The 14,783-nt window shown below is 73.5% G+C and carries 15 protein-coding genes and 1 tRNA gene; 7 read left to right on the forward strand and 9 right to left on the reverse strand.

The genetic code is table 11. The features are described from left to right. Positions 1-10 precede the first annotated feature (10 nt). Positions 11-1,669 (forward strand): glycoside hydrolase family 13 protein, encoded by a 1,659-nt coding sequence (locus tag IEW90_RS11935; protein WP_188718501.1) that lies wholly within the window; start codon positions 11-13, stop codon positions 1,667-1,669. Between the two features lie 169 nt (positions 1,670-1,838). On the opposite strand, the gene IEW90_RS11940 is transcribed toward IEW90_RS11935, so the two are convergent. Then, positions 1,839-3,032, reverse strand: coding sequence for a M23 family metallopeptidase (locus IEW90_RS11940; protein WP_188718502.1), 1,194 nt, complete (start codon positions 3,030-3,032; stop codon positions 1,839-1,841). Between the two features lie 180 nt (positions 3,033-3,212). Beyond that, positions 3,213-4,016: an inositol monophosphatase family protein gene (locus tag IEW90_RS11945; protein WP_188718503.1), complete on the reverse strand. Its 804-nt coding sequence runs from the start codon at positions 4,014-4,016 to the stop codon at positions 3,213-3,215. Positions 4,017-4,245: 229 nt separating this feature from the next. Between IEW90_RS11945 and IEW90_RS11950 the strand changes: the two genes are divergently transcribed. After that, a tRNA-Tyr gene (locus tag IEW90_RS11950) sits at positions 4,246-4,330 on the forward strand. On the opposite strand, the gene IEW90_RS11955 is transcribed toward IEW90_RS11950, so the two are convergent. Beyond that, entirely contained in the window at positions 4,318-4,884 is a 567-nt protein-coding gene (locus IEW90_RS11955) for a P-loop nucleotide/nucleoside kinase family protein (protein WP_188718504.1), read from the reverse strand. The two genes, IEW90_RS11950 and IEW90_RS11955, sit on opposite strands and share 13 nt — an antisense overlap. Before the next feature lie 51 nt (positions 4,885-4,935). Next, on the reverse strand, positions 4,936-5,322 hold the full coding sequence (locus IEW90_RS11960) for a hypothetical protein (protein WP_188718505.1): 387 nt from the start codon (positions 5,320-5,322) through the stop codon (positions 4,936-4,938). A 98-nt stretch (positions 5,323-5,420) separates the two neighbouring features. Between IEW90_RS11960 and IEW90_RS11965 the strand changes: the two genes are divergently transcribed. The 4 genes from IEW90_RS11965 to IEW90_RS11980 all read left to right on the forward strand — a co-directional run bounded on the left by IEW90_RS11965 (position 5,421) and on the right by IEW90_RS11980 (position 8,269). Further along, positions 5,421-5,792, forward strand: coding sequence for a hypothetical protein (locus tag IEW90_RS11965; protein ID WP_188718506.1), 372 nt, complete (start codon positions 5,421-5,423; stop codon positions 5,790-5,792). Between the two features lie 57 nt (positions 5,793-5,849). Further along, positions 5,850-6,242 (forward strand): VOC family protein, encoded by a 393-nt coding sequence (locus tag IEW90_RS11970; protein ID WP_188718507.1) that lies wholly within the window; start codon positions 5,850-5,852, stop codon positions 6,240-6,242. 67 nt (positions 6,243-6,309) lie between these two features. Beyond that, entirely contained in the window at positions 6,310-6,798 is a 489-nt protein-coding gene (locus IEW90_RS11975; protein WP_188718508.1) for a YajQ family cyclic di-GMP-binding protein, read from the forward strand. A gap of 19 nt (positions 6,799-6,817) precedes the next feature. Then, entirely contained in the window at positions 6,818-8,269 is a 1,452-nt protein-coding gene (locus IEW90_RS11980; protein WP_188718509.1) for a phospholipase D-like domain-containing protein, read from the forward strand. A gap of 9 nt (positions 8,270-8,278) precedes the next feature. Here the strand turns inward: IEW90_RS11980 and IEW90_RS11985 are convergent, their stop codons facing one another. From IEW90_RS11985 to IEW90_RS12000, 4 genes are all read right to left on the reverse strand, one after another. Next, a complete protein-coding gene (locus IEW90_RS11985) occupies positions 8,279-9,043 on the reverse strand; it encodes a sulfite exporter TauE/SafE family protein (protein ID WP_188718510.1) in 765 nt (254 codons plus the stop codon). A 112-nt stretch (positions 9,044-9,155) separates the two neighbouring features. Next, positions 9,156-10,511 carry an FAD-dependent oxidoreductase gene (locus IEW90_RS11990; RefSeq protein WP_188718511.1) on the reverse strand — a complete coding sequence of 452 codons (1,356 nt, stop codon included), beginning with the start codon at positions 10,509-10,511 and terminating at the stop codon, positions 9,156-9,158. A gap of 41 nt (positions 10,512-10,552) precedes the next feature. Next, complete coding sequence (locus IEW90_RS11995) at positions 10,553-11,563, reverse strand: polyprenyl synthetase family protein (protein ID WP_188718512.1); 1,011 nt, start codon at positions 11,561-11,563, stop codon at positions 10,553-10,555. Beyond that, entirely contained in the window at positions 11,563-12,324 is a 762-nt protein-coding gene (locus IEW90_RS12000) for a class I SAM-dependent methyltransferase (RefSeq protein WP_229679655.1), read from the reverse strand. Before IEW90_RS12000 ends, IEW90_RS11995 begins: the two co-directional genes overlap by 1 nt. Positions 12,325-12,392: 68 nt before the next feature. Here IEW90_RS12000 and IEW90_RS12005 point away from each other — a divergent pair, with 68 nt between their 5' ends. Next, positions 12,393-13,613 (forward strand): isochorismate synthase, encoded by a 1,221-nt coding sequence (locus IEW90_RS12005; protein ID WP_188718513.1) that lies wholly within the window; start codon positions 12,393-12,395, stop codon positions 13,611-13,613. 135 nt (positions 13,614-13,748) lie between these two features. Here the strand turns inward: IEW90_RS12005 and IEW90_RS12010 are convergent, their stop codons facing one another. Further along, positions 13,749-14,774, reverse strand: a complete 1,026-nt coding sequence (locus IEW90_RS12010; protein ID WP_188718514.1) for a PPK2 family polyphosphate kinase — start codon at positions 14,772-14,774, stop codon at positions 13,749-13,751. Positions 14,775-14,783 lie beyond the last annotated feature (9 nt).

Below are 14,783 nucleotides of genomic sequence, written 5' to 3' on the forward strand. Positions count from 1 at the left end.
CCTTGGTCGCATGACCGACGCCTCGACGCAGTCCGCAGCGCACGCGACCGCCGGCCACGACAGCCGTGGCGGCGAGTGGTGGCGCACCGCCGTGATCTACCAGATCTACCCCCGCTCGTTCGCCGACGCCTCGGGCGACGGCGTCGGCGACCTCGCCGGCATCACCGGCCGGCTGCCGCAGGTCGCCGAGCTCGGCGTCGACGCGATCTGGCTGAGCCCCTTCTACACCTCGCCGCAGAAGGACGGCGGCTACGACGTCGCCGACTACCGCGACATCGACCCGCTCTTCGGCACCCTCGACGACTTCGACCGGATGCTCGACGCGGCCCACGGCCTCGGCCTCAAGGTGATCGTCGACCTCGTGCCGAACCACTCCTCCGACCAGCACGAGTGGTTCCAGGCGGCGCTCGCCGCCGCGCCCGGCTCGCACGAGCGCTCGCGCTACATCTTCCGCGACGGCAAGGGCTCCGAGGGCAGCCTGCCGCCCAACAACTGGCAGTCGGTGTTCGGCGGCCCCGCATGGACGCGCGTGCCCGACGGCCAGTGGTACCTGCACCTGTTCGACTCCTCGCAGCCCGACTTCGACTGGGCGAACCCGGAGGTCGGCGACATGTTCGTCGACGTGCTGCGGTTCTGGCTCGACCGCGGCGTCGACGGCTTCCGCGTCGATGTCGCCCACGGCAACGTCAAGGCCGTCGGCCTGCCGGACGTCGACGCCGAGATGGTCGAGGCAGGCTCGATGGAGTCGCCCTTCTTCGGCCAGGAGGACGTGCACGAGATCTACCGCCGCTGGCACGAGGTGCTCGCCGCCTACGACGGCGACCGCGTGCTGTGCGCCGAGGCCTGGGTGTCGCCGCTCGAGAAGATGGCCCGCTACGTGCGCCCCGACGAGATGCACCAGGCGTTCAACTTCGTCTACCTCGAGACGCCGTGGGACGCCGCGCGGCTGCGAGACGTGATCGACCACTCGATCCGCGCCTTCGGGGAGGTGGGGGCCCCGAGCACGTGGGTGCTCTCGAACCACGACACGATCCGCCACCGCACGCGCCTCGCGCTCGTGCCGCCGCCCACGCACGGCGCCGGCATCGGCCCGACCTCGGCGTCGAAGGCCGACCCGACCGTGTCGCTCCGCCGCGGCCGCGCCGCGACGGCGCTCATGCTCGCGCTGCCGGGCAGCGCCTACGTCTACCAGGGCGAGGAGCTGGGCCTGCCGGAGGTGACCGCCATCGAGGCGCACCAGCGGCAGGACCCGACCTTCCACCGCACCGCGGGCGAGCTGTGGGGCCGCGACGGCTGCCGCGTGCCGATCCCGTGGGAGGCGGACGCCCCGGCGTACGGCTTCAGCGAGGCCGGCGCCTCGTGGCTGCCGCAGCCGCCGCTGTGGGCCGAGCTCGCGCGCGACCGCCAGGAGGGCGACGCGGGCTCGACCCTCGAGCTGTACCGGAGCGCGCTCGCGCTGCGAGCCGAGCACTCGCTCGGCTCGGGCGAGCTCGAGTGGCTCGACGTGGGCCGCACCGCCCTCGCGTTCCGCAACGGCGACATCACCGTGGTCGCGAACCTCGGCCACGACGCGGTCGACGTGCCGCGCGGCGAGATCGTGCTCGCGTCCTCACCGCTCGACTCGGCCTCGCTCGCGGCCGACGAGGTGGTCTGGGTCAGGACGCACTGAGCGCTCCCCCGCTGGTCGAGGAGCGCGGCCGCTCCCCCGCTGGTCGAGGAGCGCGCGGCCGCTCCCCCCGCTGGTCGAGGAGCGCGCGGCCGCAGGCCGCTCGCGTCTCGAGACCACCACCCCGACACGACGAAGGGCCCCGCCTCCCGGCGGGGCCCTTCGTCATGCGTCAGTACGGGCGGTGCTCCAGGTTCTGCTCGCGCGTCTGCAGCCAGAGCACCGGGTCGAACGACACGTAGTCGCTGTTCTTCAGCTCGAGGTGCAGGTGCGGTCCGGTCGAGCGGCCCGAGTTGCCGACCTGGCCGACGACGGTGGTGATGTCGACGACCTGGCCGACCTCCACCTGGATCGAGCCGGGCAGCATGTGCGCGTACCACGACTGGAAGAACTCGCCGTCGATGTTGTGGTCGATGAAGACCGCGTAGCCGCCGCCGCCCGGGTTGTTGCCCTGCCAGACGGCCGACACGACGCCGTTCGCGATCGGGCGGATCTCGGTGCCGAGGCCGGGGGTGAAGTCGGAGCCGCCGTGGAAGCCGCCCGGCCGGTAGCCGAAGCCGCTCGAGACGGGCACCTGGTCCATGTGGGGCAGCGGCGTCTGCACGTAGCTCGTCTCGAGCATCCCCCACACCTGCGGGAACGCCGGGTCGCCCGTGTACGACGGGCCGGGTGCCTCGCCGTCGGCGACGGCCTGGTACGCGGCCAGCTCGCCGGGTGCCATGCGCGCGGAGGCGATCTGGTCGTTGACCACGACGTCGTCGCGGGCGAGGAACTGCGTGGTGCCGTTCGCGGAGCCCTCGAGCGTCTGCGCCTCGGCGGCGCCCTCGATCTGCGCGACCTCGGGGTCGAGGCCGCCCGGCGACTGCACGGCCTGCGCCGGCAGCGACGTGACCACGACGAGCGAGCCGATGAAGAGCAGGGCGCCGGCCGCGGTGATGCGCTGCGCGAGGCGTCGCGCGGCGCGGGGTGCGCGCGGCGGCGCCGCGGGGGCCGAGGAGAGCACGCGCGGCGAGAAGGCGCGCGGCTGGCGCACGCCCAGGCTCTCGATGCGGATGCTCTCGCCCGCCCCGAGCGCAGGGGCGTCCACGGTGAGGCGCGGCGCCACGTAGGTGGCCTCCGCCATCTGCACGGGCAGGTCCTCGGCGGCGCGGGTGGCCGACTCGCGCATCGCGCGGCGGCTCGTGTACAGGGGTGCGGAGCCCTCGATCAGGGTGACGCGCTCGGCGGCGCGTGCCTCGGAGGTCGTGACCGCGATCGACTCGGCTGCCCGCTCGCGCTCGCGCAGCTCGCGGCGCGTCGGCTGGGCCTCCGGGCTCGTGACACCGTCAGCTGACGAGCCCAGGGCTCGTCGGGTGGGGTGTGTCACAGGGATGGCCGTCCTTCTGGATCTCGTTCAGGTCGTCTCGAGCGGGTCGAGGACGCCGATCGGAATCGAGACCGATCGTCGCATGGACCCGCGTCGGAGGGCAAAGGCGCGCGGGGTGCGCGGCGGCTGCTCGCTCCAGCGCACCAATGTAACGGAACGGTAACGCTGTGGCAAGGGCTATCAGACTTCGTTGGCCCGCAGGGGCTCGAGGATGGCGGCCAGGTCGTCGGCGAGCGCAGGGGCCGCGGCGAGCAGGAAGCCGGTGCCCGCAGGCTCGCCGCGCCAGCCGCGCACGGCGCCGCCCGCCTCCTCGACGACGAGCGCGCCCGCCGCCATGTCCCACGGGTTGAGGCCGGTCTCGTAGTAGGCGTTGAGCCGCCCTGCTGCCACGAAGCAGAGATCGAGCGCGGCCGATCCGCCGCGGCGCACATCGCGCACCTCGCCGATGAGGCCCTGGAGCACCGCGCCCTGCCGACTGCGGCGCGCCGCGTCGTAGCCGAAGCCGGTGCCGACGAGCGCGACCGCCGGATCCACCGCATCCGCGACCCGCATCTCGCGGCCGTCGAGCCGCGCGCCGTGGCCGCGCAGCGCCTCGAACCGCTCCCCCGTCGCGCCGTTGACGACGGCGCCCGACAGCCCGCGCCAGGTGGCCGGATCCGGGTCGCCCTCGACGAGCGCGATCGAGACGGCGTAAGCGGGGATGTCGTAGAGGTAGTTGACGGTGCCGTCGATGGGGTCGATCACCCACGTGAGGCCGCTCGTGCCGGCGACGCTCGTGCCCTCCTCGCCGAGCACGCCGTCGTTCGGGCGGGCGGCGAGGATGCGGTCGACCACGAGCCGCTCGACCTCGCGGTCGGCCTCGGTGACGATGTCGACGATGCTCGTCTTGCTGGCGGCGATGTCGACGCCCGCGGCGCGGCGCGTGCGCGCCAGGTCGGCGGCCTCGACCGCCAGGCCGACGACCAGGTCGTGGAGCTCGCGCATGCTGCGAACCTATCGCGGATGCGCGCGCGGCCTCGCCGCTGCGGCGGGTGCCGGTGGACGGCGCCCGACCCCGGAGGAATCGGCCGCCTGCGCGCACATGGCTGCGATATGCGGTCATGCGGCCACAGGGAGCCGATTCCTCCGGGCTTCGGCCGACGACCGCCGCGACGCGCGGTCGTCGGAGGCGGACGGCGGCGGATGTTAGGATCGTCCTCGGCCCTCGGGCCACGGCGAGTTACCCAAGCGGCCAAAGGGATCTGACTGTAAATCAGCTGTCATCGACTTCGGGGGTTCGAATCCCTCACTCGCCACCATCGCGAAGCCCCGCCTCGGCGGGGCTTCCGGCGTCTTGGGGCGAGCCCGGGCGTCGGAGCGCGCGCCGGATCTCGGCGGCAGCCTCCGACGGATCGCCGTCGGCGACGACGCGGATCCGCTCCTCGCCCCAGGTCGCGAAGCCGTCGCGGCGGCCCTCGACCGACGCCCAGGTGGGCTCCGGGAAGCCCGGCAGGTCGCGGGTCCGGGCCGCGAGGCGCGCGCGGTGGGTGCCATCGTCGGGGGCGAACACCTCGACGAAGCGGAGGTCGACGCCCTCCCCCGCCGCGAGGTCGCGCCACTGCTGGCGCGCGGCCCCCGCGTCGTTGACCGCGTCGACCACGACGTGGTGCCCGAGCCGCAGCTGCTCGCGCGCCACCGCCTCGGCCGCCACGTAGGCCGCGAGACCCGTCGGCTGGTCGGCAGCGATGCCCGCGCGGTGCATCGCCGCCTCGATCGGGTCGACGGCGATGACCGCGCAGCCGATGCTGCGCGCGAGCGCCGCGGCGATCGTGCTCTTGCCGCTCCCGGGCAGCCCCGCCATGACGATCAGCATGCGGCCACGCTACGGGAGCGCCGCGGGGAGCTCAGTCTTGGAGGCTGTCCTCTACGAGCCGTCGGAGGCTCCGTAGACGAAGCTCGCCGCGAAGCCCTCCGCCGCCGCGAGCCGGGCGACCTCTCGCTCCGCGGCCGCGACGCGATCGTCATCGAGCGCGTCGCGCTCGGCGTAGACGCTCACCACGAGCACGGCCCGGTCGTCGGGGCTCGGCCCGTTGCCGCTCCCCGAACCGAGGGTGCGCCGCACCTCGTCGATCACCGAGCGCTGCAGCGCTTCTGACGGCGCGGCGGCGGCCTCGGCGGTCGTGGGCGCGACGTCAGCGGTCGCGGTGGGCCCCGCATCCACGGACGACGAGTCGGCGGGCTCCGTGCCGGCCGAGCATCCGGTCGTGACCACGATCGCGGCGGCAGCGAGGACGAGGGCGAGGCGCTCCATGGCCAGAGCATGCCGGACGCGTGTGGCTGCCGGCGAGCGGCGCGCGAGGAACCTGACTCCTGCTCGCCTTCTCGCGCGATCGGTGCCACGCTGGCCGCGTGACCTCGATCCCCCGCACCGGCGCGGCCGTGACCGCGGCTGCAGCCGTCTCGGCGCTGGTCGCGTGCTCGTCCATCGATCCATTCCGGGGCGCGCCCGATCGGACCGACTCGGTCGCGACGGACGAGCAGGACGCGATCTGGAGCGTGCCGGCCGACGCGTGCGACGACGACGTGGTGCGCACCACCGTCGAGGACGCGCTCGCCTCCGGCGCCGAGGGTCCGGGGAGCTCGCTGCTCGCGACCCCGGACGAGGTGCCGCGCGACGCCCGCGAGCGCCAGGCCCGCGCCTGGCACGACCTCGATGCCGAGGCGCTCGCGTTCCAGCTGTGCCTGCGCGCGCTGCAGAACGGCGACGTGTTGGACCGGTGAGCCCGCGCCGACCGGGCAGCGCGCGGCCTCCTGCTCGCGACTGCGAGACTGGATCGCGTGGCGGGCTTCCATCATGTCGAGGTGTGGGTCGCGGACTTCGCGCAGGCGAGCGGCGAGTGGGGCTGGTTGCTCCGCGAGCTCGGCTTCGAGCGCTCGAGCCAGTGGCCCGGCGGCGAGTCCTGGGCGGCCGGTGGCGCGTACCTCACGCTCACCACGTCGCCGAACCTCGCTGGCGAGGCGCACGACCGACGGCTGCCCGGCGTGAACCACCTCGCGTTCAAGGCAGGCGCGCGCGCTCGAGTGGACGAGGTCATCGCTGCCGCCGAGCAGCACGGATGGCGGCCGCTGTACCAGGAGCGCTACCCGCACGCCGGAGGGCCGGATCACTACGCGGGCTGGTTGGAGAACTCCGCGGGCTTCAAGGCCGAGCTCGTCGCGGACGAGTCGTGATGACGGGGCCGCGGCGGCCTTGAGCGCACGACGGGCGCCGTGCAGGGAACCCGCATAGGATCTGCGCATGGCAGATTCCAGCTTCGACGTGGTCAGCAAGGTCGACAAGATGGAGGCCGACAACGCGGTCAACCAGGCGCGCAAGGAGGTCGAGCAGCGCTACGACTTCAAGGGCGTCGGCGCCGACGTCTCCTGGAGCGGCGAGAAGGTGCTGCTCAAGGCCAGCACCGAGGAGCGGGTCAAGGCCGTGCTCGACGTGCTGCAGACGAAGTTCATCAAGCGCGGCATCGACCTCAAGATGCTCGACCAGGGCGACCCCTACCCCTCCGGCAAGGAGTACCGCATCGAGGTCGGCATCAAGGACGGCATCTCGAGCGAGAACGCCAAGAAGGTGTCGAAGCTCATCCGCGACGAGGCGCCCAAGACGGTCAAGAGCCAGATCCAGGGCGACGAGGTGCGCGTCACCTCGAAGAGCCGCGACGACCTGCAGGCGACCATCGCGCTGCTCAAGGGCGCCGACCTGGACATCGACCTGCAGTTCGTCAACTTCCGCTGAGCCGGCGCAGACGCCTGCCGTGATCCAGGAAGTCGCCCAGGCGCTGTACTGGCCCTGGATCATCCTCGACGTCGCCCTGCGACTCCTCGCGCTCGCCGTCGTCCCCTACAACCGCCGGCCCGCGGCCGCGATCGCGTGGCTGCTGGTCATCCAGCTGCAGCCGATCCTGGGATGGATCGTGTTCGGGATGCTCGGCAACAACCGGCTCCCGCGAGGCAGGTTCGCGAAGATGGCCGCCATCCGCGACCTCATCGCCGAGAGCACCTCCGACATCGACGACGCGCCCGCCCGCCGCGACCGGCCCGAGTGGCTGCCCGGCGTGCTCGAGCTCAACCGCGCCCTCTCGTCGATGCCGCACGCCGGACCCGCCGACGCGATCGTGTGGGGCGAGTTCGACGCGCAGCTGGAGGCGATGGCGCGGCGGATCGACGAGGCCGAGTCGTTCGTGCATGTCGAGTTCTACCTCATCGTCGCCTCGGAGCGCACCGAGCCGTTCTTCGCCGCGCTCGAGCGCGCCGCGGCGCGCGGCGTGACGGTGCGCGTGCTCGTCGACCACCTCACGAGCGTGCGCTACCCGCGCCGCAAGGAGACCGTCGCCCGCCTCGAGGCGATGGGCGCCGAGCTGTGCGACATGCTGCCGCTGCGGCCCTGGCGCGGGCAGTGGCAGCGGCCCGACCTGCGCAACCACCGCAAGCTCGTCGTCATCGACGGCAGCGTCGGCTTCACCGGCTCGCTCAACCTCGTCGACCCCTCCTACCTGATGAAGAAGAACATCCGCCGCGGGCTGCAGTGGCGCGACACCTGGGTGGAGCTCACCGGCCCGCCCGTGCGCGAGCTCGACGTGCTGTTCTGGTCGGACTGGTGGGCCGAGTCGAACGAGCTCGTCGAGCAGTCGGCGGCCGAGCCGGAGCCCGGCGGCGACCTGCTCGCGTCGATCGTGCCCTCCGGCCCCGGCTTCGAGGGCGAGCTGAACCTCCGCGTCTTCCTCGAGCTCGTGCACGCGGCCGAGGAGCGCATCATCATCGTCTCGCCGTACTTCGTGCCCGACGACTCGATGCGGTACGCCATCACCTCCGCCGCGCTGCGCGGCGTCGACGTGGAGCTGTTCGCAAGCGAGATCGGCGACCAGTTCTGGACGCACCACGCGCAGCGCTCGTACTACGAGGAGCTGCTCGAGGCGGGGGTCAAGATCACGCTCTTCTCGCCCCCGACGGTGCTGCACTCCAAGTTCATGGTCTTCGACGACCAGGTGTCGGTGATCGGCTCGTCGAACATCGACCTGCGCTCCTTCAGCCTCAACTTCGAGGTGTCGATGCTCGTCGAGGGCCGCGGCATGGTCACGCAGCTCGACGGCATCGCAGAGGGCTACCGGCGGCAGTCGACCACCCTGACGCTCGAGGACTGGATGGCGCGCCCGCGGGTGGCGCAGCTGTTCGACTCGATCGCGCGCCTCACCTCCGCGCTGCAGTAGCGCGGCGGCTCAGCCGAGGAGCATCGAGAGGGCGACCGCGAGCGCGAAGCCGATCACGACGACGCGCAGCACCCAGCTCGGGATGCGGCGGGCCACCCGGCCGCCGATGATGCCGCCGAGCAGCGACCCGGCGAGCATGATGCCCGCGACGCCCCAGTGCACGAGCGGCGAGAACGCGAGCACCAGCACCCCCGAGCCGTTCACGACGAGCGCCGTGAGGTTCTTGAGGCCGTTGTGGTGCTGCAGGGTGTCGTGGATGACGACGCCCAGCACCGCGAGCATCATGATGCCGATGCCGGCGCCGAAGTACGCGCCGTAGACGCCGATGCCGAGGAACGCGATCCGCACGCCCCAACCGCCCGTGGCCTCCGGATCCGGCTCCCCCGCCGAGCGCTCGCGCACGACGCGGGTGACGAGCGGCTGCAGCGCGAAGAGCGCCGCCGCGGTGAGCACGAGCCACGGCACGATCGCGGTGAAGGAGTCGGAGGGCGTCACGAGCAGCAGGATCGCGCCCAGGATGCCGCCGACGGCCGCCCAGGGCGCGTTCACCAGGAAGCGGCGGCGCCGCGCGCGCAGCTCGGCGCGGTACGCGTAGGCGCCGCCGAAGCTGCCCGCGAGCAGGCCGACCGACGAGGTGATGTTCGCCGCGAGCGGGCTCATGCCCGCCGCGAGCATCGCCGGGAAGGTGATGAGCGTGCCGCCGCCCGCGGCCGCGTTGATCGCGCCCGCGCCGACGGCGGCGAGCGCGACGAGGAGGTAGCCGCTCAGCTCCACGGGGCTGATCCGGATGCGTGGCGGTGGTCTCGAGACGCGTGCGCCTTCGACGCGCGCTCCTCGACCAGCGGGAGGGGCGCGCGCTCGACCAGCGGGTGAGCCGCCGCGGCGGTCACTCGCGGCGCGAGACGCGGATCATCTCGTCGCGCGGCACGACCTTGATGCGGGCGCGGCCCTCCGGCTCGCCCAGGCCCATCTCGTGCTCGTCGAGGCGGATCCAGCCGGCGATGTCGGTCCAGGCGACGCCCCGCTCGGCGAGCAGCGCCGGCACCGCGTCGGCCTCGTAGGGCTGCGGCTCCCAGCGGCTGTTGTCATCGGCGAGCAGCTGCTCGATCGTCTCCTTCGCATCGGACTTCGTGTGGCCGATGAGACCCACGGGTCCGCGCTTGATCCAGCCCGTCGCGTAGACGCCCGGCAGCGGCCGGTGGCCGTCCATGACGCGGCCGGCCTCGTTGGGGATGACGCCGCGCAGCTCGTCGAAGGGGACACCCGGCACGGGCGAGGAGAAGTAGCCGACGGCGCGGTAGACGGCCTGCACCGGGAACTCCCGCAGCTCGCCCGTGCCCTCGAGGCCCGTGCCGTCGTCGGTGGGGCGCGTGCGCTCGACGCGCAGCGCCTCCACGCGCCCGTCGCCGAGCACCGCATCCGGCTTCGACCAGAAGTGCAGGTGCAGGCGACGCGACGCCTGCCCGACCTCGCGCGTGCGCCACTGCTCGAGCGTGCGCGAGATGACGAGGATCTGCTTGTTCTGCTTCTGCTGCTCCTCGTTCGGGTCGACCCCGAAGTCCTCGTCGTGCACGATCATGTCGACGTCGCGCAGCTCGCCGAGCTCGCGCAGCTCGAGCGGCGTGAACTTCACGCCCAGCGGGCCGCGGCGGCCGAAGACGTGCACATCGGTGACGGGCGAGGCCTTGAGGCCCTGGTAGACGTTCGGCGGCACCTCGGTGGGCAGCAGGTCCTCGGGGTGCTTCACGAGCACGCGGGCCACGTCGAGCGCGACGTTGCCGTTGCCGATGACGGCGATTTCCTTCGCCTCGAGCGGCCACTCGCGCGGCACGTCGGGGTGGCCGTCGTACCAGGAGACGACGTCGGCGGCGCCGTAGGATCCGGGGAGGTCGATGCCGGGGATGTCGAGCGGCGCGTCCTTCGTGGCGCCGGTGGCGAAGATGACGCCGTGGTAGTGCCGCTGCAGGTCGTCGAGCGCGATGTCCTCGCCGAAGCGGACGTTGCCGAACAGGCGCACGACGCCCGACTCGAGCACCTCGCGGAGCGCCCGGATGATGCCGGTGATGCGCGGGTGGTCGGGCGCGACGCCGTAGCGGACGAGGCCGTACGGGGCGGGCAGGTGCTCGAACAGGTCGATGAGCACGTCGCCGCCGCGCGCGGCGACCTCCTTCTTCAGGATGTCGGCGGCGTAGATGCCGGCGGGGCCGGCGCCGACCACGGCGATGCGGAGCGTCTCGCTCACGGTCCTCCTCGGGTGCGGGGCGGCTGCGCCGCCCGGGGTGTTCAGCGGGTGCGCGCGACGACGTGCTCGGCGAAGGCCTCGAGGCCTCGGCGCACGGTGCCGGCGGGCAGGGGGGCGAGCGCGGCGAGCGCCTCGCGCTGCCAGCGCTCGGCCTCGGCGACGGTCTCGGCGACGACGGGATGCGCCGACAGCTCGGCGATGGCCGCGTCGAGGTCGGCGTCGTCGGCGGGCGACTGGAGGCGCGCGCGCAGCGCGACCGACGCCTCGTCGGTGCGGCGCGCGAGCAGCAGCGTGGGGAGGGTGACGACGCCCGCGCGCACGTCGGTGCCTGCGTCCTTGCCGGTCTCCGGGTCGCTCGAGAGGTCGATGACGTCGTCGACGAGCTGGAAGGCGACGCCGATCCGCTCGCCGAACTCGCGCACCGCGGCGCGGTACGACGCATCCGCGCCGCTCACGACGACGCCGAGCTCGGCGGCCGCGGCGATGAGCGAGCCGGTCTTGTCGGCGAGCACCTGGATGTAGTGGTCGACGACGTCGCCGTCGCCCGGCCCGAGCGTCTCGTGCAGCTGGCCGAGGCACAGGCGCTCGAAGGTGCGCGACTGCAGCTCGGCCACTTCGGAGCCGAGCGGCGCGGTCAGCTGGCCGGCGCGCGCGAACAGCAGGTCGCCCGCGAGGATCGCGACGTTGTTGCCCCACACGGTGTGCGCAGAGGGCACGCCCCGGCGGGTGTCGGCCTCGTCCATGACGTCGTCGTGGTACAGGCTCGCGATGTGGGTGAGCTCGACCACGCCCGCCGCCTGCAGCACGCGCTCGTCGACGCCCGAGCCGAGGTGCGCCGTGAGCAGGAGGAGCAGCGGCCGGGCGCGCTTGCCGCCCGCCTCGAGCAGGTAGCGCGCGACCGCGTCGGCGACCGGATCGGTCACGCGGAGGTGCTGCTCGAGCAGCGTCTCGAGCTCGGCGAGGCCGCGCTCGACCTCGTCGACGACGCGGCGGTCGCCGGGCAGCGCGAAGCGCGCGCCCCTGAGCCCGAAGGCCTCGGCAGTGGAGCGCATCACGCCTCCTGGTCGTCCGCCTGCGCGTGGCGCGCCAGGCGGATGGCGCCGGTCGCCTCCGTGGGCTTGCGCCCGCGGTGCAGCGCGACGACGCCGAGCGTGAGGTTGCGGTGCGCGACGCGGGTGAAGCCGGCGGTGCGGATCCACTGCGACAGCGCCTGCTGGTCGGGCCACGAGCGGATCGACTCGACGAGGTAGCGGTACGCCTCCGGGTTCGAGCTCGCGAGGCGCGCCATGCCGGGCAGCACCGTGCCGAGGTACGCCTCGTAGCCGCGCCGCACGACGTTGACGGGCGGCTGCGAGAACTCGCACACGAAGAGCCGGCCGCCGGGCTTCAGCACGCGCAGGAACTCCGAGAGCGCCGCGCGCGGGTGCTGCACGTTGCGGAGGCCGAACGAGATCGTGACGGCGTCGAACGTGTCGCTCGCGAAGGGCAGCTCCTCGGCCGAGCCGTGCACGAACTCGATGTCGGGGTGCCGGCGCCGGCCCTCCTCGATCATGCCCGCGCTGAGGTCGAGGGCGGTGACGAGCGCGCCCGCCTTCGCCATCGGCGCCGACGACGCGCCCGTGCCCGCCGCGACGTCGAGGATGCGCTCGCCCGGCTGCGGCTTGACGGCGCGCTGCATGTGGATGCGCCACAAGCGGTCGTTGCCGCCGGAGAGCAGCGAGTTCAGGAGGTCGTAGCGCTTCGCGGTGGCGTCGAACATGCCCGCGACATCGTCCGGATCCTTCTGCATGTCTGCCCTGCTCACACGCACCATCCTAGGCGCCCCCCACGTGCGAGCGGCCCGGGCGTCGCCCAGGTGGGCGCGGGCGTAGGCTGGCGAGCATGGGAGGCCTGCGAGCGCGCTCCGAGCGCGCGGAGCTCGGGCGCCTGCTGGAGCACGCGAGCCCCCGCTCGCCGCTCGCGATCCGTCGCGGCGCCGACGGCATCGTCGGCCGCGGCGAGGCGATGCGGATGGGCTTCCGCGGGCCCGACCGCTTCGTCGACGCGGCGCGCGCCTGGCGCGAGGTCGCGGCCGCCGCCGAGGTGGACGACGCCGTGGGCGTGCCCGGGTCCGGCCTCGTCGCCTTCGGCGCCTTCGCGTTCGACGACGCCTCCGAAGCCGAAAGCGTGCTCGTCGTGCCGCGGCTCGTCGTGGGCCGCCGCGGCGACGACGAGTGGGTCACCTGGATCGGCGCCGACGGCGATGCCGACCTGCCGATCCACGAGACGGCGATCGACGAGGTGCGCGTCGAGCTCTCGGACGGCGCGATCGGCCGCAAGCGCTACCGCGCGATCGTCGCGGAGGCCGTGGCGCGCATCCGCGCGGGCGAGGCCGAGAAGCTCGTCGTCGCGCGCGACCGCGTGGGCGTGCTGCCGCAGGACGGCGACGTGCGCTCGGTGGTCGTGGGGCTCGGGCGGCGCTACCCCGATGCGGTGGCGTACGCGGTCGACGGGCTCGTGGGCGCCAGCCCCGAGACGCTCGTCGCCGCCCACCGCGGCCACTTCTTCTCGCGGGTGCTCGCCGGCACGGCGGCGCGCGGGGCGACGCCCGCGCTCGACGCCGAGATCGCCGAGGCGCTCGCCGCCGGCGACAAGGACCTCCGCGAGCACCGCTACGCCGCCGACTCGGCGATCGAGGTGCTGCGCGGGCTCGCGCCCGACGCGAGCGCGTCGGAGCCGTTCCCGCTCCGGCTGCCGAACCTCTGGCACCTCGCGACCGACATCACCGGCACGCTCGGCGACCGCTCGACGCTCGACGTGCTCTCGCTGCTGCACCCGACCGCGGCGGTCGCGGGCACGCCGCGAGAGGCGTCGCTGCGGATCATCCGCGAGCTCGAGGGCATCGACCGGGGTCGCTATGCGGGGCCGGTCGGCTGGGTCGACGGCGACGGCGGCGGCGAGTGGGTGATCGCGCTGCGGGGCGCGGAGATCTCGCCGGACGGCGCGATCCGCGCGTTCGCGGGCGCGGGCGTCGTGGCCGGCTCGGAGCCGGAGGCGGAGCTCGCCGAGACCGCGGTGAAGCTGCGGCCGATCACCGACGCGCTCGCCGACCCGCTGCCGTAGGGGCGCGGCGACCGCTGGTCGAGGAGCGCGCGGCGCAGCCGCACGCATCACGGGACCCGCCCCGCCGACGGGGTCTCGTGACGGCAGCGCCCTGGCGGGCGCGGCCTCCTCGACCAGCGAGGCAGCACCGGGCGGTCAAGCCCCCGGGCGTGCAGCCTCCTTCGACTTCCTCGACTTCTTCGACTTCTTGGCCTTCTTCGACTTCTTGGCGCTCTTGGGCTTCTTCGACTTCTTGGGCTTCTCGGACTGCTTCGGCTCGTGCAGCTCACTGGCCTTCACGACGCTCTCGTCCGCCTCCGGCTCCGCCACGGGCTCGACCGGCACGCCGCCCGCGGCGATGAGCCGCTCGCGCTCGGCCGCGACGTCGAAGTCGGCCGGCGGCCACTGCGGATCGACGCGCTCGAGCGCCTCGACGAGCAGCTCCTGCACCGCGAGCCGCGCGTACCACTTGCGGTCGGCGGGCACGACCGCCCACTGCGCGCTCGCCCGCGCCGTGCGGTTGATCGCCACCTGGTACGCCTCCATGTAGGCGTCCCAGTGCTCGCGCTCGTCGATGTCGCCGGGGTTGAACTTCCAGTGCTTGTCGGGGCGGTCGAGCCGCTCGAGCAGCCGCGCGCCCTGCTCCTCGCGCGAGATGTGCAGCATGACCTTGACGAGCTCGATCCCGCGCTCAGCGACCTCCTGCTCGAAGGCGACGATCCGGCCGTACCGCTCCTGGACCACCTCGGGCGTCGACAGCCCGCGCACGCGGTGGATCAGCACGTCCTCGTAGTGCGAGCGGTCGAAGACGCCGATCATGCCCGGCCCGGGCAGCGCCTGCTCGATCCGCCACAGGAAGTCACGGCGCCGCTCGGCCGCGGTGGGCGCCTTGAACGCCGTGATGCGCACGCCCTGCGGATCGACCTGGCCGACGACGTGCCGCAGGATGCCGCCCTTGCCGGAGGTGTCCATGCCCTGCACGACGAGCAGCACGGCGCGTTCGGCGCCCGCCCGGCTCGCGGCGAAGAGCCGCTCCTGCAGCTGGGCGAGCCGGTCCGCGCCCGCGGCGAGCGCCGCCTGCCCTGCGACCTTGTCGCCGGTGAAGCCGGGCGTCGACGACGGGTCGACGGCGTCGAGCCGCACGGATCGGGTGATGCGGAGGGCGTCGGTGATCTCGCTCATGCGCGGAGC

It is taken from the genome of Agrococcus terreus, assembly GCF_014645235.1.
Classification (GTDB): Bacteria; Actinomycetota; Actinomycetes; order Actinomycetales; family Microbacteriaceae; genus Agrococcus; species Agrococcus terreus.